At 74.1% G+C, this 19,954-nt stretch carries 19 protein-coding genes; 4 read left to right on the top strand and 15 right to left on the bottom strand.

Features of this window, described 5'->3' with window-relative positions:
- Positions 1-134: 134 nt before the first annotated feature.
- On the top strand, positions 135-356 hold the full coding sequence (locus tag RM540_RS14940) for a DUF3072 domain-containing protein (protein WP_311665556.1): 222 nt from the start codon (positions 135-137) through the stop codon (positions 354-356).
- A 212-nt stretch (positions 357-568) separates the two neighbouring features.
- Here RM540_RS14940 and prmC read toward each other — a convergent pair whose 3' ends face one another.
- A complete protein-coding gene (gene prmC / locus RM540_RS14935) occupies positions 569-1,429 on the bottom strand; it encodes a peptide chain release factor N(5)-glutamine methyltransferase (RefSeq protein WP_311665554.1) in 861 nt (286 codons plus the stop codon).
- A 96-nt stretch (positions 1,430-1,525) separates the two neighbouring features.
- Here prmC and RM540_RS14930 point away from each other — a divergent pair, with 96 nt between their 5' ends.
- Complete coding sequence (locus tag RM540_RS14930) at positions 1,526-2,365, top strand: SDR family NAD(P)-dependent oxidoreductase (protein ID WP_311665552.1); 840 nt, start codon at positions 1,526-1,528, stop codon at positions 2,363-2,365.
- Here RM540_RS14930 and RM540_RS14925 read toward each other — a convergent pair.
- The 11 genes from RM540_RS14925 to RM540_RS14875 all read right to left on the bottom strand — a co-directional run bounded on the left by RM540_RS14925 (position 2,346) and on the right by RM540_RS14875 (position 16,732).
- Positions 2,346-2,693, bottom strand: a complete 348-nt coding sequence (locus RM540_RS14925; RefSeq protein WP_311665550.1) for an acylphosphatase — start codon at positions 2,691-2,693, stop codon at positions 2,346-2,348. The two genes, RM540_RS14930 and RM540_RS14925, sit on opposite strands and share 20 nt — an antisense overlap.
- A gap of 1 nt (position 2,694) precedes the next feature.
- Positions 2,695-3,519: a phenylalanine 4-monooxygenase gene (locus tag RM540_RS14920; RefSeq protein ID WP_311665548.1), complete on the bottom strand. Its 825-nt coding sequence runs from the start codon at positions 3,517-3,519 to the stop codon at positions 2,695-2,697.
- Between the two features lie 54 nt (positions 3,520-3,573).
- Positions 3,574-3,777: a hypothetical protein gene (locus RM540_RS14915; RefSeq protein ID WP_311665546.1), complete on the bottom strand. Its 204-nt coding sequence runs from the start codon at positions 3,775-3,777 to the stop codon at positions 3,574-3,576.
- A 17-nt stretch (positions 3,778-3,794) separates the two neighbouring features.
- Positions 3,795-4,001: a hypothetical protein gene (locus RM540_RS14910; RefSeq protein WP_311665544.1), complete on the bottom strand. Its 207-nt coding sequence runs from the start codon at positions 3,999-4,001 to the stop codon at positions 3,795-3,797.
- 128 nt (positions 4,002-4,129) lie between these two features.
- The gene (locus tag RM540_RS14905; RefSeq protein WP_311665542.1) at positions 4,130-6,634 is read right to left on the bottom strand and encodes a TonB-dependent receptor domain-containing protein; all 2,505 of its coding nucleotides are present in this window, start codon (positions 6,632-6,634) and stop codon (positions 4,130-4,132) included.
- Between the two features lie 185 nt (positions 6,635-6,819).
- Positions 6,820-7,494, bottom strand: coding sequence for an ATP-dependent Clp endopeptidase proteolytic subunit ClpP (gene clpP, locus RM540_RS14900; RefSeq protein ID WP_349256334.1), 675 nt, complete (start codon positions 7,492-7,494; stop codon positions 6,820-6,822).
- 402 nt (positions 7,495-7,896) lie between these two features.
- The gene (gene tig / locus RM540_RS14895) at positions 7,897-9,354 is read right to left on the bottom strand and encodes a trigger factor (RefSeq protein ID WP_311665539.1); all 1,458 of its coding nucleotides are present in this window, start codon (positions 9,352-9,354) and stop codon (positions 7,897-7,899) included.
- A 481-nt stretch (positions 9,355-9,835) separates the two neighbouring features.
- The gene (locus RM540_RS14890) at positions 9,836-13,291 is read right to left on the bottom strand and encodes a peptidase MA family metallohydrolase (RefSeq protein ID WP_311665537.1); all 3,456 of its coding nucleotides are present in this window, start codon (positions 13,289-13,291) and stop codon (positions 9,836-9,838) included.
- Positions 13,292-13,341: 50 nt separating this feature from the next.
- Positions 13,342-14,217: a hypothetical protein gene (locus RM540_RS14885; protein WP_311665535.1), complete on the bottom strand. Its 876-nt coding sequence runs from the start codon at positions 14,215-14,217 to the stop codon at positions 13,342-13,344.
- A gap of 150 nt (positions 14,218-14,367) precedes the next feature.
- Positions 14,368-15,681: an ABC transporter permease gene (locus RM540_RS14880; RefSeq protein ID WP_311665533.1), complete on the bottom strand. Its 1,314-nt coding sequence runs from the start codon at positions 15,679-15,681 to the stop codon at positions 14,368-14,370.
- Between the two features lie 97 nt (positions 15,682-15,778).
- Entirely contained in the window at positions 15,779-16,732 is a 954-nt protein-coding gene (locus RM540_RS14875) for an ABC transporter ATP-binding protein (protein ID WP_311665531.1), read from the bottom strand.
- A gap of 154 nt (positions 16,733-16,886) precedes the next feature.
- Here RM540_RS14875 and RM540_RS14870 point away from each other — a divergent pair, with 154 nt between their 5' ends.
- Positions 16,887-17,453, top strand: coding sequence for a hypothetical protein (locus RM540_RS14870; protein ID WP_311665530.1), 567 nt, complete (start codon positions 16,887-16,889; stop codon positions 17,451-17,453).
- A 211-nt stretch (positions 17,454-17,664) separates the two neighbouring features.
- On the opposite strand, the gene RM540_RS14865 is transcribed toward RM540_RS14870, so the two are convergent.
- Positions 17,665-17,955, bottom strand: a complete 291-nt coding sequence (locus tag RM540_RS14865) for a hypothetical protein (RefSeq protein ID WP_311665528.1) — start codon at positions 17,953-17,955, stop codon at positions 17,665-17,667.
- 101 nt (positions 17,956-18,056) lie between these two features.
- Here RM540_RS14865 and RM540_RS14860 point away from each other — a divergent pair, with 101 nt between their 5' ends.
- Positions 18,057-18,335: a DUF4290 domain-containing protein gene (locus tag RM540_RS14860; RefSeq protein WP_311665526.1), complete on the top strand. Its 279-nt coding sequence runs from the start codon at positions 18,057-18,059 to the stop codon at positions 18,333-18,335.
- 122 nt (positions 18,336-18,457) lie between these two features.
- On the opposite strand, the gene ruvC is transcribed toward RM540_RS14860, so the two are convergent.
- Together ruvC and RM540_RS14850 are read right to left on the bottom strand one after the other, a co-directional pair.
- A complete protein-coding gene (gene ruvC / locus RM540_RS14855; RefSeq protein ID WP_311665524.1) occupies positions 18,458-19,009 on the bottom strand; it encodes a crossover junction endodeoxyribonuclease RuvC in 552 nt (183 codons plus the stop codon).
- Between the two features lie 64 nt (positions 19,010-19,073).
- The gene (locus tag RM540_RS14850) at positions 19,074-19,838 is read right to left on the bottom strand and encodes a YebC/PmpR family DNA-binding transcriptional regulator (protein ID WP_311665522.1); all 765 of its coding nucleotides are present in this window, start codon (positions 19,836-19,838) and stop codon (positions 19,074-19,076) included.
- Between the last annotated feature and the right edge of the window lie 116 nt (positions 19,839-19,954).

The following is a 19,954-nucleotide window of genomic DNA, read 5'->3' as shown; positions in this document are numbered from 1 at the left end:
ACTTTCCACTTTCCACTTTCCGAGGGGCGGAGCGGTCTCGGGGACTTCCCGACGACAGAGAGGTGGCACCCGCCCGCCTGATCTTGTCCGCTCACCCGCCGTTCGAGCGCCCCCTCCCTCTTCCCCCTCCCGACATGGCCACGCCCGAAGACCAGAACGACACGACCACGAACGCCCAGAAGGACCCCGACAACTGGACGACCGGCGACGAGGAGATGACGGGCGCTCAGCGCTCGTACCTCCACACGCTCGCCCAGGAAGCCGGCGAGGACCCGAAGCAGTACGACGGACTCACGAAGGCCGAGGCGTCGAAGAAGATCGACGAGCTCCAGGGCGAGACCGGGCGCGGCGAGTAGTCCGCCCCGCCCTCGCGGTCAGCGCCCGCTCCGGCTCGGCTGGGGCGGGCGCGCCTGCGTCCGGGCGGGGCGGCGCTGCGGGGGCGCACGCCGCAAACGCGAGCGGAGCGGCGAGGGCGGGGAGGTCGCGCAGACCGAGGAGGACGCTTGTCATGCCGCAACGCCGGCTCCGCCCCGCCCGCCGAGTCCGCCTGCACCACCAGCCCGCGCACCTACGAGTGGGCGGGGCGGCGGGCGACGGCGATCCGGTCGCGGCCAGCGAGGTCCGGCAGCACCTCGGCCGCCTCCAGCCCCGCCCCGCCCCAGAGCGCGGCGATGTCGGCGCCGAAGTCCGCGTGCGTCTCGGCGACGAGCCAGCCGCCCGGGCGCAGCAGGCGGTCGGCGTGGCCGGCGAGGGCGCGGTAGAACACGAGCGGGTCGGCGTCGGGGACGAACAGGGCGCCGCCGGGCTCCCAGTCGCGGACCTCCACCTGGAGGCCGGCCCGCTCGGCGGCCGGCACGTAGGGCGGGTTGGAGACGACGAGGTCGAACGTGGGCGGGACGGCGTCGGCGAACGCCGGGCGGAGCGCGTCGGCGCAGACGAACGTGACGGCGAGGCCGAGCCGCTCGGCGTTGCCCGCCGCCACGGCGAGCGCCTCGGCCGACACGTCGGCCGCGACGACGTGGGCGTCGGGGCGCTCGTGGGCCACGGCCAGCGCGACCGCCCCGCTCCCGGTCCCCACGTCGAGCACCCACGGCGCCTCGAACGGGCGGAGCCGGCGGAGCGCCTCCTCGACGACGGCCTCGGTCTCGGGGCGCGGGATGAGGACGGCCGGCGAGACCTCCAGGTGGAGCCCGTAGAAGTCGGCGTGCCCGAGCACGTACTGGACCGGCTCGCCGGCCGCGCGGCGCGCGACGAGCCGGTCGACGCGGGCGGCCTCGGCGGGCGTCGCTTCGGCGTCGCGGGCGGTGAGCGCGAGCCGCCCCGCCCCCGTCACGTCCTCGACGATCCACTCGGCCGTCCGCCGTGCGCCCTCGACGCCGGCGGCCTGGAGCCGGGCGGTGGCGGAGTCGAGCAGGGCGCGGCGGGTCACGGGCGGGGCGGGCCGAGAGGAGAGGGTAGAATAGCGCGGTCCGCCTCCGCCCCGCCCGCCGGGTCCGCCCGGTCCCCCGCCCCGCCCGTTGTGCCCATGTCCCTCGGTTACGCCGGCCGCACCGCCCTCGTCACCGGCGCCTCCGGCGGCATCGGCGCCGACCTCGCCCGCGGCCTCGCCACGCGCGGCGCGCGCGTCCTGCTCGTCGCCCGGAGCGCGGACCGCCTCGACGCCGTCGCCGACCAGATCCGCGGGCGGGGCGGGGCGGCCGAGGCGGTCGTCGCCGACCTCGAGCCGCCCGGGGCCGCCGCCGCCCTCGCCGCCCGCCTCGATGGCGCCGGCGAGCGCGTCAGCGTGCTCGTCAACAACGCCGGCTTCGGCGTGCAGGGGCCGTTCCTCGACGCGAGCACCGAGGCGGCCGAGGGCGTCATCGGCCTCAACGTGACGGCGCTCACGTCGCTCACGCGGCGGCTCCTGCCAAGCGTCGTCGCCGAGCGGGGTGGCGTCCTCAACGTGGCGAGCACGGGCGCGTTCGTCCCGGCGCCGGGGCTCGCCGTCTACGCCGCCACCAAGGCCTACGTCCTCTCCTTTACCGAAGCGCTCCACGCCGAGCTGGGCGGGGCGGGCGTCCGCGTGACGTGCCTGTGCCCGGGGCCGGTGCCGACGGGCTTTGCCGAGCGGGCGGGGATGGGCGACCGCTTTTTCGCCGGCGGCCTCTCGTCCGAGCGCGTGGCCCGCGAAGGGCTCGACGGCCTCGCCCGCGGCCGCCTCCGCGTGGTGCCGGGGTGGACCAACAAGGTGCAGGTGGCGGCCACGCGCTTTACCCCGCCCGCGCTCGCGCTCCGCGTCGCCCGCGCCGTCGTGGGCCGGGGGGACCGCCCCGACGCAGTCGGACCCACCGTGACGGGCGGGGCGGCTATCGGCGCTCGACCGTGAACGCGTCGAACCCGCCCTCCGCCCCGCCCCGCTCGGCGTCGACGTCCTCGACGACGGCCGGCGGCGGGCCGCCCCAGATCAGGCGCACGAGCCGGTCGAGGCCGTCCGCCCCGCCCTCGGCCACCAGGCGAACCGTCCCGTCGGGCTCGTTCCGCACCCACCCGACGAGGTCCAGCTTGCGCGCCCACTTGCGGACGTAGCGCCGGAACCCGACGCCCTGCACGCGGCCGCGGACCGTCGCCGTGAGGCGCTCGGCGTCTGCCGAAACGGGCGGGGCGGGGCGGCCGTCGGGGACCGCCCCGCCCCGCGGGGAGCGCGCGTCGCTCATCTCAGGCGTCGGCCTGGAGCAGGCCTCGGCCGACGGCCCAGGTCCGGAACTCGGTCACGAGCTGGTCGAACGACTCGGCCACGAACAGGACCGGCTGGAGGTGCCAGACCTCGTAGTCCTGGTCGATCACGGCGTCGACCGAGAACGGCCGCTGCTCGGCCTTCTCGAGCGCGTGGAGCACCTCGTCCTTCGACGAGTTGACGCCGGCCCCGAAGATGCGGATCTCCTCGGGGTCCCGGATCAGCCCGAACTCGACGGTAAACCAGTGGAGCCGCTCCAGGCTCTGCCGGTCGACGCCCTCGGCGTTGAGCGCGGCCTTGCCGAAGAGCTGGTAGAAGTCGGCGAAGTCCGGCTCCGTCAGCATCGGCATGTGGCCGAAGATGTCGTGGAAGAGGTCCGGCGCCGGCGTGTAGTCGAGCTCGTCCTCGCCGCGGATGTAGTCGGTCGAGGGGAAGACGCGGTTCGAGAGGAGCGTAAAAAAGTCCCGCTCGTGGAGCAGCCCCGGGATGCGGGCGACGGTCCAGCCGGTCGCCCGCTCCATCGTCTTCGAGAGGTCGGCGAGCGCGGGGATCCGGTCGGACGTCATGCCCAGCGTGTCGACGCCTTTGAGGTAGGCCGCGCCGGCCCGGCCGGGGAGCATCTCCATCTGCCGCTCGAACAGGAACTTCCAGTTGGCGTGGTCCTGCTCGGAGTAGTCGGGATAGACGATCTCGTCGCCGATGGGCGGGTCGCCGTCGAGCTCCTGCGGGAGGCAGCGCGGGTCGACCTCGCCGCCGTCGGAGCGTTCCTTCTCGTAGGCGGAGACGGGGGCGTCGGGGTTGGTCATCGGAGGAGGGGGCGGGGTGGGGAGAAAAGCGCTTCCGGAATCTACGCCCGACGGCTAGAGCCGGTCCCGAGTCTCCGTCACCTCGCCCTTCGGGCGGAGCGCGACGTAAACGAGCGCGGCGGCGATGAGGGCCGCGACGACCGTGACGGTCCACGAGACGGCCTCGCTCTCGGCGTAGCGCGGGACGACGACGGCGACCACGCTCCCGACGCCGAGCGCGGCGATGAGGGCGAAGATCCAGCGGTAGTTGGTGAGCATCGGGGGCGGGGCGGACGTTAGGGGCCGCGGTCGTGGAGAGAGCGGACGGCCCGGAGGAGGAGCGCGAGGAGGAGCGTGGCGCCGAGCGGAACGGCCGCTCGGAGCGCGGCGACCGACGTCCACCCGACCCCGAGGCGGAAGCCCTCGACGGTCCAATAGACGTAGGCCGCGGCGGCGATGCCGAAGCCGAACGCTAGAACGAGCCGCTCCGAGGGAAGGTTCAACGGCGGAAGGTGGAAGGGCGCCCTCCCCTACCCGAACGACGGGCCGGACCGCCCCGCCCCCGCTGCGCGCGACGGCGTGGCAGGACGGGGCCGCCACGGGCGGGGCGGCACCATCCTATGCCCCGCCCTTACCGTCCGATCCGCGCGCGGAGCCCGATCGCTAGCGTCCGCGGGAGACCCGGGCGGAGGCCAGCGGGGCGCCGCGCCACGGCGTACGTCGCGTCCGTGAGGTTGATGGCGCGGGCCGTGAGCGCCACGCCGCCAGGCAGCGGCGCCTCGGCGACGAGGTCGAACGTCACGTGCGCGTCGATCCGCTCCGACGCCGGGATCGCCCCCTGCCCCGCGGCCGTCCGCATGTCCGAGACGGCGTTCGCGAGCACCGCCGTCGACCACCCCGCCCGCTCGACGCCGGCCCGGACGTAGAGCCGGTGGCGGGCCTGGTACGGGAGCGCGTCGCCCTCGGCGACCGTGCCCCAGGCGTCGAAGTCGCTCTCGAACGCGTTGCGGAAGCGGCCGTCCGTGAGCGTGTACGCCACGCGGAGCGGGGCAGCCCACCCCGCCCGAGCGGCGGGCGGGGCGGCCAGTCCCACGAGGTCGGCCGTCACGCCCACCTCGGCGCCGAAGACGTCGACGCGGCCGCCGTTGAACTGGTCGCTCGTGCCGCCGCCGCCGGCCGCCGCCAGGTCGCTCCCCAGCAGGTTCTCATACGCCGTCCAGTAGCCGGCCACCTGGACCTCGACGTCGCGGCTCCCGTAGCGGACGCCGACCTCGGTGTTCACGCTCGCCTCGGGGTCCGTCTCGGGGCGGCTGTCGGGCGGGGCGAACCCGCGGTGGACGCCGCCGAACGCGCGCCACCCCGCCCCCAGGTCAGCGACCGCGCCGAGCCCGGGGATGAACGCCGTCGCCGTGTTCTCGCGGACGGCCAGGTCGGCGCCGGTCCGGTCGGGGTCGCCCTTGCCGAAGTCCTCACGCCGCAGGCGAACCGACTCGACGCGGACGCCCGGCGTGAGCACGACGCGCCCGAGCGGCACCTCGGCCTGCACGAACCCGGCGACCGCCCGCGCCGACTCGATCCGGTTGCTGTCCGTCCCCGGCGTGCCCGCGACGGCGAGCGCCGTCTGGGCGTCGGCCGTCGCGTACTCGTCGACCCACTGGAAGCGGTCCATCTCGTCGGCGTGGAGCCGCAGCCCGGCCTCGACGAGCGCCCCGCCCGTGCGGAGCCCGGCGACCGTCTGGACGCCGCGGCTGAGGTACTCGCGGTTGTTCGCCTTGACGAACAGGCGGCCCGGCGCCGCCCCGCGGAGGGCCGCGTAGGCGTCGGCGTACTCGCCCGGATCGTCGAGGAGCGCAGCGATCCCGACCGCTCCCCCCTCAGCCCCGGCCGCCTTGTCGAGCTTGTACCAGTTGCGCGCGAACGCATTCCGGTAGACCGTCGTCGTGAGGTCGGCGTGGTCCGAGAACACGGCGACGTGGCGGGCGCGGAGCGCGCGGTGGTCCGCGTCCATCTGGTCGCGCTGGCTGCCGGCGTAGCGGGCGAACGGCGTCGCCGCAAAGTCGTCGTCGGTCAGGCCGAGGTACGTCTCGTCCGAGACCTCGTCGGTGAGCCCGGCCGTGAGCGTGAGCGACTGGTAGACGGCGGCACCCGGGGCCGTCGCCACGCGGAGCCGCCCGAACAGGTCGAGCTTTTCGAAGCCCGTCGAGAGCTCGTCGCCTTCCGGCCCCAGGAGCGCCGCCCCGCCCGGCCCCTCGATCGTCTTGAACCCGTCGACGTTGTCGGAGCGGACCTCGGCGACGAACCCGACGCCCGCCCCGCCCAGCCAGCCCGCGCTCGCCGTCGCGTCGCCGACGCGGGCGTGGAGCGTCCGCTGGTCGTTGGCCCCCAGCCGCGCCTCGCCGCGCGCCTCGAAGCCGTCCGGGATCTGCGCCGCGACCAGGTTGAGCGCGCCGCCGGTCGTGGCCGGGCCGTACTTGATCTGGCCCGCGCCCGTCCGCACCTCGACCCCGTCCATGCGGCCGGTCGTGGGGAAGTAGTACGCAGCGGGCGCGGCGTACGGGGCCGGCGCGATCAGGACGCCGTCCTCCATGAGCGTGATCGTGCCGGAGCGCTCCGCCCCGCTCCCGCGGAGCCCGACGTTCGGGCGGAGGCCGTAGCCGTCCTCCTCCTGGACCGTCACGCCGGGCACCTCGCGGAGCACGCGGTGCACGTCGTAGTCGCCGACGATCTGGAGCGTCTTCGCGCCGACGTAGTGGCCCGAGCCGGGCAGGTCGAGCGTGCCCCGCCCCGTCAGCGTCTCGCGCGCCGTGACGACTACCTCGCCCGGGTCGAGCGCGGCCTCGACGAGCACGAACTGGACCTCGGCCCGCTCCCCGGCCGCGACCTCCACCCGCTCCGTCGCCGGCGCGTACCCGACCGTCGAGGCCGTCACGCGGTAGGCGCCGGGGGCCAGCCCGCCGACCTCGAACCGGCCGTCGAGGTCGGTCGCCGCCCCGCGTGCCGTCGCCTCGACGAGGACGGTGGCGCCGGGCAGCGGGACGCCGTCGGTGCCGACGACGCGGCCGGCGAGGGTCCCCGTCTGGGCCGCGACCGACGCGGCGAGAAGGAGCGGGAGGGCGAGGGCGGGGAGGCGGCGCATGAGGCGGGCTTGTCTAGACCGAATCCAAGCTAGGCCCTCTGCCTGGACGCCGTCTAAACAAGAACCTCCTCCCTCCCCTCTTCACGGACCGATACGGCCCGGCCCCGACCGGCGCCTCTGAAACGGCTCCGCCCCGCCCTCAACAGAGTGGGGCGGGGCGGGGCGGTAGAAGCGGGGCCGGCGTGCTACTCGGCCTCGCCCGACTCCGTCGGGTCCTCGTCCGGCTTGCCCTCGGCGCCCTCACCGAGCACGGTGTCGATGATGCCGTACTCCTTGGCCTCCTCGGGGCTCATAAAGTTGTCACGGTCCGTGTCCTTCTCGACGCGCTCGACGGTCTGGCCGGTGTGGTGGGCGATCACCTCGTTCATCCGCTTCTTGATGTAGAGGATCTCCTCGGCCTGGATCTGGATGTCCGAGGCCTGGCCCTGCGCGCCCGACGACGGCTGGTGGATCATGATGCGGCTGTTGGGGAGCGCGGCCCGCTTCCCCTTGGCCCCGCCGAGCAGGAACACCGATCCCATCGAGGCCGCGAGGCCGACGCAGATCGTGGCCACGTCGGGCTTGATAAACTGCATCGTGTCGTAGACGGCCATCCCCGAGTACACCGCCCCGCCCGGCGAGTTGATGTAGATGTTGATGTCCTTTTCGGCGTCCTCGGCGGCGAGGAACAGGAGCTGGGCCACGGCCAGGTTGGCCGTCGTGTCGTTGACCTGCGTCCCGAACAGGACGATGCGGTCCTTGAGCAGGCGCGAGAAGATGTCGTACGACCGCTCGCCGCGCGTCGTCTGCTCGACGACCATCGGGACGAGGGCGTTGATGGGGGCCTCGTCGAAGCCGCCCGAGTAGATCCCGCCGGGCATCGACGTGATGCCCTTGGCGAAGGTGACAAAATCGCTGATCTGGCTCATCCTGGGGAGTGTCTCGTGTGGGGGACGTGTTTGGTCGTGGCACCCGACCCCGCCGGCCACGGTTCCGCCCCGCCCTCTGCAACCGCCCCGCCCGCACGCCCGGCGGCCGCAGCGGACCTAATACCACATCGTTGACTTCCTACCTCATGCTCCAACGCCTCCAGAGGAGTTCCCCTCCTGGACACCCCGAAGGGACGGCGCAGCCAGGAGGGGCTAGGGGTGGTGGATGGGTGGGGCGGGGCGGCTCGGGTGAGGCACAAACCTCCAGAGCTGGTATAAGGGGCAGGGTGGAACGACGCCGCCCCGCTCGCGGCAGGCGCGGGCGGGGCGGTCGGAGGTCTGAGCGGGGCGGCGCTACTCGCTCTCGGCGGGCTCGTCGGCCGAGGCGTCGTCGGCCAGGGCATCGTCGGCGTCGGCCTCGTCGCTGAAGTCGGGCGTGAGCTCGACGGGCGCGTCCTCCTGCGCCTTCCGGCGCTCGGCCGCCTCGCGCTCCAGGTCCTCGCGCGTCTTGTCGACGATCGTGAAGCGGCCTTCGAGGGCGCCGAAGATGCGGCGGTTCAGGAGCTGGTCGCCCATCTGCTCCATGAGCTGGGGCTGCGCCGTGAAGTACTGCTTGACGAGGTCGAGGTCGGCGCCGTCGGACGCGAGCGTGGCGAACTCAGCCTCGAAGTCCTCGTTGGTGACCTCGATCCCCTCGTCCTCGACGAGCCGGTCCTTGACGAGCAGCCACCGGACCTGGTCCTCGGCCTGCTGGCGGTTCTGGTCGCGCCACGCGTCGACCTCGAACGTGGGCGGAAGCTGACCCTGCGCCTTCTGCTTCGTCTCTTCGAGCATGGCGTCGAGCGCCGCCTCGGTCAGCGTCTCCGGCACGGGGACCACGTCGCGGTGGGCGAGCACGAACTCCTCGACCATCCGCTGCTCCATCGCCTGCCGCGCGCGGGCGTTCCACGAGCGCTCGAGGTCCTCTCGGATCTGCACCTTGAGGTCGTCCAGGCTCTCGCTCTCGCCGTTCGTCTGGCTCTTGATAAAGTCGGCGTCCACCTCGGGCACCGCGCGCTCCAGCACGTCGACGACCGTGAGGCGGTAGCGGTCGGGGTCGGCGCCCTCGACCGGGGCCATCTCGCCGTCGTCGCCGGGCTCCAGCGGGGCGAGCTCGACGGCCGTCTCGTCGCCTGTCGTGAGGCCGGTGAGCACCTCCTTCATCTCGGCGCGAAGGTCGGGGTTGGCCATGACGATCTGGGCCGCGTTCTGCTTCGGCCCCGTCGGCTCGCCGTCCTCGTCGACCGGCTGGATGTCGATGACGGCGATGTGGTCGGGGCCGATGGCCGTGCCCTCGGGGGCGTCCTCCTCGGTCGCCGCGAGGTCCCGCCGGCGCTGGAGGTCAGCGTCGACGTCCTCGTCCGAGAACTCGCGGACGAGCCGCGTCACGGGGACGCCGTCGAGGTCGGCGAGCCCGAACTCGGGGCGCACGCCGAACTGGACCGTCGCCTTGAGCGGGGCGCCCTCGACCTCGGCGTCGAAGTCGAGCTCGACCAGCCGCGGCTGCCCGAGCGGCTCGATCTCGCCGGGCTCGACGACGGCCGTCCGGTACGCCTCGCCGATGGCCTGCTCGGCGACCTCGACGGCCACCTGCGGCCCGACCATCTTGCGCACGACGTTCATCGGCACCTTCCCGGGCCGGAACCCCTTCAGGTTCATCTGCGCCCGCTGCCGCTTGAGGGCGGCCGTGATCTGGGGCTGGAGGTCCTCGGCGGGGACGGTCAGGTCGAGGACGTAGTCGACGCTGTTGAGGGCTCGGACGTCGGTCTGCATGGGCGGGCGGGGCGGACCCGGAGGGCGAGGAACACAAAAACAGGCGCGGCGGCCATCAACAGGACGCCGCGCACATGGGGACTCCAAAGCTAGGGGCGCGGAGCCCGCCCCCCGGTGAGGATGCGGTGACGTTGCAGCGGACAGCGGGGGCACGACCACCGCCCCGCCCACGGCACGGGCGGGCACGACAGGCCAGGTTCGTAAAGACACCACGCGTGGTGTCCGCATTCGCCCGATCACGCGCCACGTCGCGGGCGGGGCGGCCACGGGCGGGGCGGCCACGGGCGGGGCGGCGCCGTCCAGAACCGCCCCGCCCGCCCCGGACACGACGAGTCGTGTCCCTACGGGTGCCCGCCAGTGGGCGGGGTGGAACAAAACGGGCGCCACCCCGCCCGCGCGCCCCCATCCCCCATCCCCCATCCCCCATCCCCCATCCCCCATCCCCCATCCCCCATCCCCCATCCCCGCGAGCGCAGCGAGCCTAAAAGTCCAGTCCGGCCGAGAGGTACAGCCGTCCGTCGCCGAACCCGGTCCCGTCGAACGGCCACGCCCAGTCCAGGCGGACGGGGAACCCGAGCACGACCGTCCGCAGCCCGGCCCCGACGCCGAGGAGCGCATCGTCGAAGGCCCGCCGCGTCGTCGTCTCGCCGTCGTCGCCCGTCACCTCGGCGTCGCGGAACAGCTCCACCCCGCCCTCGGAGATGAACCCGGCGTCGACGAAGCCGACGGCCTGGACGTCGTAGAGCGGGAGGACCGGGAGCGGCCCCGGCAGGAGCGCGGCCACGAGCGGGAGCCGGAGCTCGGCGTTGACGAGCGCGAAGCGGTCGCCGGCCGTCTCGTTGAACCCCGAGCCCCGGAGCGGGAGGACCGGCGTGGCAAACACGAAGTCGCTCGCGTTGCGCACGGGGACGGTCTCGACGTCGGCGTTGACCCAGTTTTGCACGCCGGCCGCGTAGAACCGCTGCGGGTCCGGCCCGACGCTGATGCCGGCCGAGCCGCGGAGGGCGAGCGTGTAGCCTGGCCCGAGCGTCCAGTACCGGCGGGCGTCGACGAGCGCCGAGGCGAAAAAGGCGTTCGGGCCAGGCGAACCCGAAACGCTCGCCGCCCACCGCGACCCCGACCGCGGCCCGAGCACGCCGGGCACGGTCACGTCGCGCGTGTACGTCAGGCGGGGGACGGCAAAGAGCCGGCTCCGCGGGCGGCGCCCGAGGTCGGAGAGGTCGGCCAGCGAGACGCCCACGAGCCCGACCTCGGCGTCGAGCCGGCGGAACGTGTCGAGCGGGTAGGTCGCCCGCCCGACGAGCCCGTAGTTCCGGTAGCGGACGACGGTCGCGTTGGCGAAGTCGCTGAACTCGCGGACCACCTGGAAGGACTCGACGGCGTAGTCGGTCCGCCCCGCCCGATAGGCGTAGCCGAGGACGTAGTTGATGTTTCGGAGGTCGAACACGAGGTTCGTCGTCAGGCTCACCTCGTGGTTGCCGAGCACGTCCGAGAACCGGACCTGCGTCGCCGTCTGGATGCCGTAGACCGTCTCGTAGCTCCCGGCGACGACCGCGTAGTCGTGGGAGAACCGGAGCCGGTAGGGCCGCGCGACGAGGACGCCGGCCGTGTCGCGGGCGGCTTCGGTGAGGAGCGGGCGGTGGGCCGCCCCGCCCTCGAAGGCGTCGGAGAACGCGTAGTCCTGGTAGGCCACGCGCGGCCCGCGGGCGGGGTCGGCCGGGTCGAGCGCGGCCGGGTCCGCCGAGGCGAGAAAGTCGGCGGGCGGCCCGAACAGGGCGAGCACCGAGTCGGCAAAGGCGACATCCTCGGCCGAGGGCGGCTCGCGCCGGCCGGGCGCGTCCGGCGGGGCACCGTCGGCGGCGTCGCGGAGGAACGGGTTCCGCTGCTGCGTGGCCGCGCTCGCGAGCCGCAGCGACGGGGCCTCGCCGGCGGCCCCGGCCCGCCGCTGCGCCCACACGGTCGGCGCGAGCACGGCTGGCAGGTCGCCCCGCCCGAACGGGTCGCGGAGCACGAACACCGACGGCGCGCCGCCGGAGAGCGCCAGGAGCGCCGCCCGGCCCCCGTCGGCCGCGAGCGAGACGTCGAGGACGCCCGCTTCGAGGTCGGTGAGCGGCCGGGCCGCCCCGCCCAGGCCCGCCCCGCCCGTCGCGGCCGCGTCCGTCGCCGCCGCACCCGTCGCGGCCGAGTCCAGGGCCGCCCCGCCCGCCCCGGCTCCGTCGGGCGGGGCGGGCGGGGTGGCGTCGCTGGGCGGGGCGGGGAGGTCGAGCGCGTAGAGGTTCGGGATCCCGTTCCGGTCGCTCACGAACAGGAGCCGCACGCCGCCGCCCGGCCCCGGCGCGAGGGCGGGGCGGGTCTCGTCCCACACCGGGTCGTCGGTCAGCCGCTCGGCGCGGGCCGGGCCGTCGACGGCCACGCGGTACAGGTCGTAGCCGCCCCGCCCGAGCGCGTGGGCGTCGAACGCGCCGGAGCGCGCGGCGGCCGCCGTCGCGCGGCCGAGCTCGACGGCGGCGCCGCGGTCGGAGTGGAACACGAGCGAGCGGCCATCGGGCGCCCACGCCGGCGCGTGGTCGGCGTAGAGGTCGCGCGTGAGGTTGGCGAGCGCGCCCGTCTCCAGGTCGAGCACGTAGAGGTCGGACTGCGCGCCGGAGACGCCCTCGAACGCGACGCGCCCGCCGTCGGGGCTCCACGCGACCGAGACGACGGCGTCGACGCGGTCCGGGCGGAGGCGCTCGATGTCGCCGCTCTCGACGTCGACGAGCGCGATCGTCTCGTCGGCCCCGCTCGTGACCGCGACCGCGAGGCGACGGCCGTCGGGGCTCCACGAGAGCCCGGGCGAGAGGATGCGGAGGCGCTCGAACGACGTGTTGTCCTGGCCGTCGAGGAGCTTGGTCGGCTCGCCGCCGCCGACGGCCGGGGCCACGAACACGTCGAACAGCCCGTCGTGCGAGGCCACGTAGGCCACGCGGTCGCCCTGCGGCGAGAGCGCGGGGCTCGCGTGGTAGCCCGCCCCGCCCGGGTCGCTCGTGGCGACGGGCCGGGCCACGGCGGCGGCCTCCTCGCGGGCGACGGCCTCGGGGAAGTACACGTCGCGGAGCGCCCGCTTCCACCGCTCCGAGAGCTCACCCAGCCCCAGCCCCGTCGCCTGCTCGAACGCCCCGCCCACGCTCCGCCCCAGGCGGAGGCCGTCGAGGATCTGCGTGACCGTCTCGCGCCCGTACTCCTCGGCCACAAAGTCCCACACGCCTTGCCCGCCGCGGTAGGCGAAGTAGCCCCGGAGGTCGGGGATGTCGGCCAGCCCGTCGTTCAGGACCGCCTCGCGGACGTACATGTCGGACTCGGTGTCCCACGTCTGCGCGCTGTACTCGGCCAGCCCCTCGTTGAACCACGCCGGGATCTGGACGCCCGCCCCGCCCCGCGAGAGCGAGAGGAACGGGCCGCCGTCGTACACGTCGTTCACGACCGCGTGCACGAGCTCGTGGTGGACCACGCGCCGGAAGTCGCGCCAGTCGCCCGTGAACGGGACGACGACCCGGTTCTTGAACCGCTCCGTCACCCCCCCGATGGCCTCGGCGCCGACGGGGAGGTCGGCCGCGTTCGTGACGGCGAACGCCACGTGCGTGGGGTAGACGAGCAGCGGGACGCGGCGCTCGAGGTCGGCCGCGAAGAGGGCCGCGACCTCGCCGTATGCCTCCTCGGCCGCCTCGGCCGCGAACGACGCCACCACGTAGCCGCTCGGCGCCCGGCCCGCCGGCTCGTAGTAGAACACGTCGAAGTGCTCGGACTGGAGCACCTCCCACGCCTGCCCCTCGTACTGCACCCGGTTCTTCCCGAACCCGAAGTACTGCGCCCGCGCCGGCCCCGCCGCGAGCACGGCGGCGAGGACCAGGAGCGCGACCCGCAGGGTCAGCGCCGTCAGCGGGGCGGGGCGGCAGGTCAAAGGCGACGGTGCCCGGGGGCGGGGCGGCCGGGGCTGAACGGGGCGGCGGGCTAGAACGTGTACGACAGGCCGAGGTAGGGGACCGGGACCGACGAGAACTCGCCCTCCGCCACGCCAAAGGCGACGGCGACGTCGGCCGCGAGTTGGTCGCCGAAGAACCGGACGCCCGTGAGCGTCCCGACTCCGACCGCCCCGCCCTCCTCGAACACGAGGCCTACGTAGTTCTCGCTGACCAGCTTGATGTTGTTCGAGACCTGGCGCTCAAGGCCGATCAAGATCGCCGTTCCGTTGCCGAACTCGCTGTCGGAAAAATCGGTAGCGTAAAACCCGTACGCCCCGAGCGTCACGGCGCCGGCCTCGCCTCCGATCGTGACCACCCCGTAGATCGTCCCCCCGACGCCGGGCGTCCCCTCCGTCGAGATCGGGACGAGGACGCTGCCGCCGACGGCCGCGGCGACGCCCTCGCGCTGCACCAGCGTCGCCTTTACGTTCCCGTTGAGGACGGTGGCCGCAAGTCCAGGTACGACGAGCGGGATCGACGCGCCGACCGAGAGATCCACGCGGTCGCCGACGCCGACGGCCAGCGACGGGAATAGGTAGTACGCCGAGAACCGCCTCGCCCCGCTCCCCAGCGACCGCGCCGTGGGCGAGAAGAACAGCCGGGTCCGGGCCGGGTCGTAGCGCGTGAACCGGCCGCCCAGGAGGTCCGTGACCTCGGCGACTTGGTCGCGCGCGACGCGCTGCTCGACCCCGTTGGCGGCGACCACGACGACCGCATCGGCGGAGTCCTCGACGACCCGCCCGACCAGAACAGTTCCGTCGACCAGGACGACACGTTGGACCGCCTCGGGCGGGGCGGGGCGGTCCTGCGCCGAGGCTGAGGCGGCGGTGCACACGAGAAGGAGCAGGAGGAGCAACCGCGGCATGGGCGTCGGGGGCGGGGTGGGGAGACGCGGCACGAGCCGCCGCGAACAGCCTCAGGGTATCGCCGCCCCGCCCGAACGCCCTGGTGCAAACGGACTACCCCACCCCGCCCGACCCGCGGGGGCGGGGTGGCTCCTCCTCCGCCCCGCCCGCTACGCCGTCCGCACCCAGCGCCAGAGGTCGCCGAACGTGGCCTTTTTCCCGTACATCAGGATGCCCACGCGGTAGACCCGGGCGGCCACCCAGATGGCCCCGAGGAACGCGACGGCCAGGAGCGCGAGCGCGAGCGCCGTCTGCCACACCGGGACGTCGGTGGCGATCGCGCGGACCGGCAGCAGGATCGTCGAGAACGGCGGGAGGATCGACAGGACCACGCTCAGCGTCGAGTCCGGCTGGTCCAGCATCGGCTGCAAGAACAGGATGGGGACGATGATGGGGAGCGTGAGCGGGAGCATGAGCGACTGCGCGTCCGACTCCTGCTCGACGGCGCTCCCGACGGCCGCGAACAGGGCGGCGTAGAACAGGTAGCCCCCGAGAAAGCACAGGACGAGAACGGTGAGGAACCCCGGCGTCAGGAGCGCCCCGATCGCGCCGACGTCGAACGGGAGCTCGGCCGCCCCGCCCGCGGCCACCCCGCCCGCGACGCCGGCGCCCGGGGGCGGGGCGGGGCCGCCGGCGAACAGGGCGAGGACCGGGCCGAGCACGGCGAGCACGCCGGCCCCGAGCACGCCCCACGCCACCACCTGCGTAAGCCCGACGGCCCCGATCCCGAGCACCTTCCCCATGAGGAGCTCGAACGGGCGCACGCTCGACGCGATCACCTCGACGATCCGGTTCTGCTTCTCCTCGATCACGCCCCGCATCACGAGCTGGCCGTAGATGAACATGAGGAGGTAGATGGCGAACCCGACCACGAACCCGATGATCGTCGCCAGGAGCGCGCCGTCGGCAGCGTCGCCGTCCTCGGTCACCGTCACCGACCGGACGCGGGGCCGCTCGGCGAGCACGGCCTGGACCTCGTCGGGCGCGCCGACGTCGGCGAGCCGCACGTCGCGGACCGCCCCGCGGACGGCGTCGCGGACGTCGTCGAGCTGGGTCAGCCCGCCGCCCGAGCGGCCGTACACCGACGCCTCGCCCCGCCCCTCCAGCAGCGACGCCGGGAGCACGAGGGCCACGTCGAGCCGCTCGTCGAGCACGCGCACGCGGAGCGAGTCGAGCGGGGCGGCGGTGCGCTCGACCGCGAACCGCTCGGGCGCCGCGGCGGCCACGGCCTCGTAGAGCCGGCCTGACTCGTCGAGTATGGCCACGCGGCGCTCGGCGTCGTCGCTCGACAGGGACCCCAGCACGGCGGGCAGAACGAACAGGAGCACGAGCCCGAGCGGGGCCAGCAGGACGCCGACCAGGAACCCCTTGGTCAGGACGCGGCGGAGGTACTCGCTCCGGGCTATGAGGAGGGTCTTGTTCACGAAGGGTTGGGGGGTTGGAAGGTTCGGGGTTGTGCCGGACGGGTCGGAGCCGCCCCGCCCGGAGGCGCGGGGGCGGGGTGGGCGTCGGGCGGCCGCGTCAGCCGGCGACCCGTGGGGGCGGGGCGGTCTCGGCGTCGAGGGTCGGGCTGCTCACGACCCTAGAACCCTGAACCCCCTCGGCCACGGCCGTGCGGAAGATCTCGGTGAGCGGCGGCGCGTGGACCCCGAACTGCGTGACGTCCGCCCCGCCCGCGAGCGCCGCCGCGAGCACGTCGTTCGGCGACGCGCCCGCCAGCCGGAGCTCGGCGCGGCCCGCCGCGCGCGTGAGCACGCGGACCGCCCCGCCCCCGACGAGCCGGTCGAGCCAGCCGTCGGCGCCGCCGAACTCGACGGTGACCGTGTCGCGGCCGTAGCGGGCCTTGACCTCGGTGACCGTCCCCCGCAGGACCACGCGGCCCTGCGAGATCAGGCAGAGGTCGTCGCAGAGGCGCTCGACCTGCTCCATCCGGTGCGACGCGAACAGGACCGTCTTGCCCCGCTCGCGGAGCTCGACGATGGTCTCCTGGAGCACGTCGGCGTTGATCGGGTCGAGGCCCGAGAACGGCTCGTCGAAGATGCACAGGTCGGGGTCGTGGGCGACGGTCGAGACGAACTGGACCTTCTGCTGCATCCCCTTCGAGAGCTCGTCGACCGCCTTCCCGTACCACTCGGACGCCCCGAAGCGGTCCAGCCACGCGCGCACGGACCGCTCGGCAGCGACCCGCTCCATGCCCTTGAGCTGGGCGAGGTACACGAGCTGCTCGCCCACCTTCATCTTCTTGTACAGCCCGCGCTCTTCGGGGAGATACCCCATCCGCCGCTGCGTCTCCGGCCCGGCCTCCACCCCGCCCAGCGTGACCGCCCCGGCGTCGGGCGTCGTGATGTAGGTGATCATGCGGATCGTCGACGACTTGCCGGCCCCGTTCGGCCCGAGCAGCCCGAACAGGCGGCCGGGCTCGGCCGTGAACGAGACGCCGTCGACGGCGAGCGTTTGCCCGTACCGTTTGGTCACGTGATCGAGACGAAGAGCAAGGGCCATGTAAGCGGCGGGGCGGGCGGAACGGGGCGGGCAGGGTCGGGTACGGGGCCGGCGTTAAGAGGTTACTGCTCCACAGCCTCCAGCGCCGGCCCCGTCTCTCTCCCCTCTCGGACCACCCCGCCCGGCCATGCCCCCGCTCCCACGCGTTCTCGCCCTTCTCGCCGTGTGCCTCCTCGCCGCCGGCTGCGACGCCGACGAAAGCCTGCTCGGCGAGTTCGAGGGCCGCATCGACGTCGACCGCTCGGCGCGGCTCGTCGAGGGCGAGGCCGTCTACACGATCCTCGACGGCCCGCGCGGACCGGAGTTCGTGCTCGGTCTGTTCGTCGGCGACCTGTTCGAGAGCGACATCGAGGACTACGACTACGTCCTCTTCCGCCGCCCCGGCGCCCGCCCCGGTGTCGGCGCCTACGCCGTCGACGCCGACCCGGCGTACGCCGTCGCGGCCACGATCGCGAACGTGGACGAGGCCGACGACCCGCTCAAGGCGCGCGGCGAGGTCCTGCGCGGGCTGGAGGGGACGCTCGCGCTCACGCGCATCGACGACTACGGCTTCGTCGCGGGCACCTTCCAGTTCGACGCGGCCGGGTTCTTCGTCCAGCGCCCCGCCCAGGCCGTCACGGGCGCGGCGAGCGGGACGTTCGAGGCCCGCTACGAGCCGCCCGCCACGTTCCGCGCCCTCGGCCTCGACCTCTGAGCCGCCCGGGCGGGGCGGCCAGCGAGGGCGGGGCGGCTCGGGTGAGGCGCAAACCTCCAGGGTTGGTAGAAGTCCACCCCGCCCCAGCCGAAGGCACCACGCGGGCGGGGCGGCGGGCCGTCACCTCCAGAGCAACCCTCAGGAGGCCGCGGGGCTCACGAGGCTTGCTCAAAACCGTACCCGGTACCTCGTACCGGCCCGAAGGGCGCTCTCAGATGAGCCCCACGCGGTCGTCGGGGATCGGCATCACGTATTGAGGCTCCAGCGTCTCCTGGTGCACGCCGAGCTGGCCGGTCCCCCGGAAGTCGACGAGCACGTGCTTCTCGGTCCGGCCCAGCACCTCGCCGATGCCGTAGAACGCCGGGGCGGGGCCGTAGTAGACGAGCTCGCCGGCGGCCACCTCGTTCGCCCGCGCCCGGCGGTAGAACGGGGGCACGACGGGGAGCAGCTCCAGCCGGTACGGCGGGCGCGGGTTGGGGAACGTGTCGGGGGCGGGTCCCACGGGGCGGGGCGGGCGTCGGGGCGGCGGCCCGGACCAACTGCCGGGGCCGCTCGGTAGTATAGGCCACGCCGCCCGCGGCCCCCTCTTCCACCCCTCTCCCGATGCCCTACGACCGCCGCATCCTGGACCGCCAGGTGGGCCGCAACGCCCAGCTCTACGCCGAGGCCGTGGGCGCGCTACCGTCGCCGGCCGAGCGCTACCCCTACGTCCGCATCCTCGTCTCGCTGATCGAGACGGCCCACCCGGAGTGGGGCCAGGCGCCCCAGAAGGCGTCCCAGATCTCGGAGCTCGCCGCGGCCCTCTCGGACGGGACGCTCGACCGCTCCGAGATCGCCGACGCCGTCCGCGTCCGCGACGAGGAGCGGGGGTATGGGCAGTAGGTCGGTGAGTCGGTGAGATGCCCGCCCCGCCCGTGGGGCGCCGGGGGCGGGGTGGCGCGTCGCCTCGGCACCGCCCGCCGCCCCGCCCGACGAGCCCACTGCTCCCGCACTGACCTACCGGCTCACCGGACGCGCCCGGGGTTCGCCTTGATGAAGGCGGCCCAATCCTTAGGCGCCCCACCCGAGGCGGCCGGCCCCGCCTGCGTCCGGCGCGCGTGGGCGAGCGCGACGGCGAGCGCGTCCGAGGCGTCGCGGCCGCGGTCGTCGGTGGTGCCGAGGAGGGCGCGGATCATGAACCACACCTGGTCCTTCGTGGCCCGCCCCTTCCCCGTCACCGACTTTTTGACCTCGGCCGGAGCGTACTGCGCGACCGGGATCTGGCGGTGCATGGCGGCCAGCATGACGGTCGCCTCGACGCGGACGAGCTTCCGCATCGACTGCACGTTGTGGCCGAGGAACGGGACCTCGACGGCCACCTCGTCCGGGTGGTGCTGGTCCACGAGCTCGATGATCCGTTCGTAGATCCGCTGGAGGCGGAGCGTGTGGTCGAGGTCGGCCGGCAGGTCGATCGACCCGTAGTCGAGCGCCCGCTCGGTGCGCCCGCCCCGCCCCGACGTCTCGACCACGCCGAAGCCGGCGGTCCGCGTGCCGGGGTCGATGCCGAGGACGATCATAAGGGGGAGGGATGGGGGATTGAGGGACAGAGGGATGGGTGCCCGTGCCTCCATCCCGCGCCCCCTATCCCTCCAAGGCGGCGAGCGTGGCGTCGTCCACGTCGAGGGTCGAGTAGACGGCCTGGACGTCCTGGTGGTCGTCGAGTTGGTCGAGGAGGCGGAGCACCTTGGCGGCGTCGTCGGGCGGGAGCGCGGTCGTGGTCGTGGGGATCCGCTGGAGGGCGGCCTCGGCGGGCTCGACGCCGGCGCCCGCGAGCGCGGCCTGGACGTCCCCGAACGCGTCGGTCGGCGCCTCGACCACGAACACCGCCCCGCCCTCGCCGTCGTCCTCGCGGCGGAGGTCCTCGGCGCCGGCGTCGGCGACGAGGAGGAACAGGTCGTCCTCGGTGAGCCCGTCGGCTGGGATTTCGAAGACGGCCTTCTGGTCGAACAGGAACGCGACCGAGCCCGACGTGCCCAGGTTGCCGCCGGCCTTGAGGAACAGGCTGCGGAGGTCGGCGACGGTCCGGTTCGCGTTGTCGGTGAGGGCGTCGACGAAGACGGCGATCCCGCCCGGCGCGTAGCCCTCGTAGGACAGCTCCTCGTAGTCGGCCCCCTCGATCTCGCCGGTCCCGCGCTTGATGGCGCGCTCGATGTTGTCCTTCGGCATGTTCTCCGCCTTCGCCTTGTCGACGGCGAGCGCGAGGCGGGCGTTCATGTCGGGCGAGCCGCCGCCCTCGCGGGCCGCGACCTGGATGTCGCGGGCGATCCGCGCCCAGACCTTCGACCGCTTAGCGTCGGCGGCCCCCTTCTTGCGCTTGATCTTCGACCATTTGTTGTGGCCGGCCATAACCGTTCCCCATGCTTAGGATCCGCGGCCACCCGCGTGGCGCCCGCTGCGCCAAGGTACGGACGGGCGGGACGGTATCGCGGGCAGCGGGCAGCGGGCAGCGGGCAGCGGGCAGC

Source organism: Rubrivirga litoralis, assembly GCF_031846415.1.
Lineage (GTDB): Bacteria > Bacteroidota > Rhodothermia > Rhodothermales > Rubricoccaceae > Rubrivirga > Rubrivirga litoralis.
The sequence above is the reverse complement of the archived record's forward strand: the minus strand, read 5'-3'. Positions and strand labels throughout refer to the sequence as shown.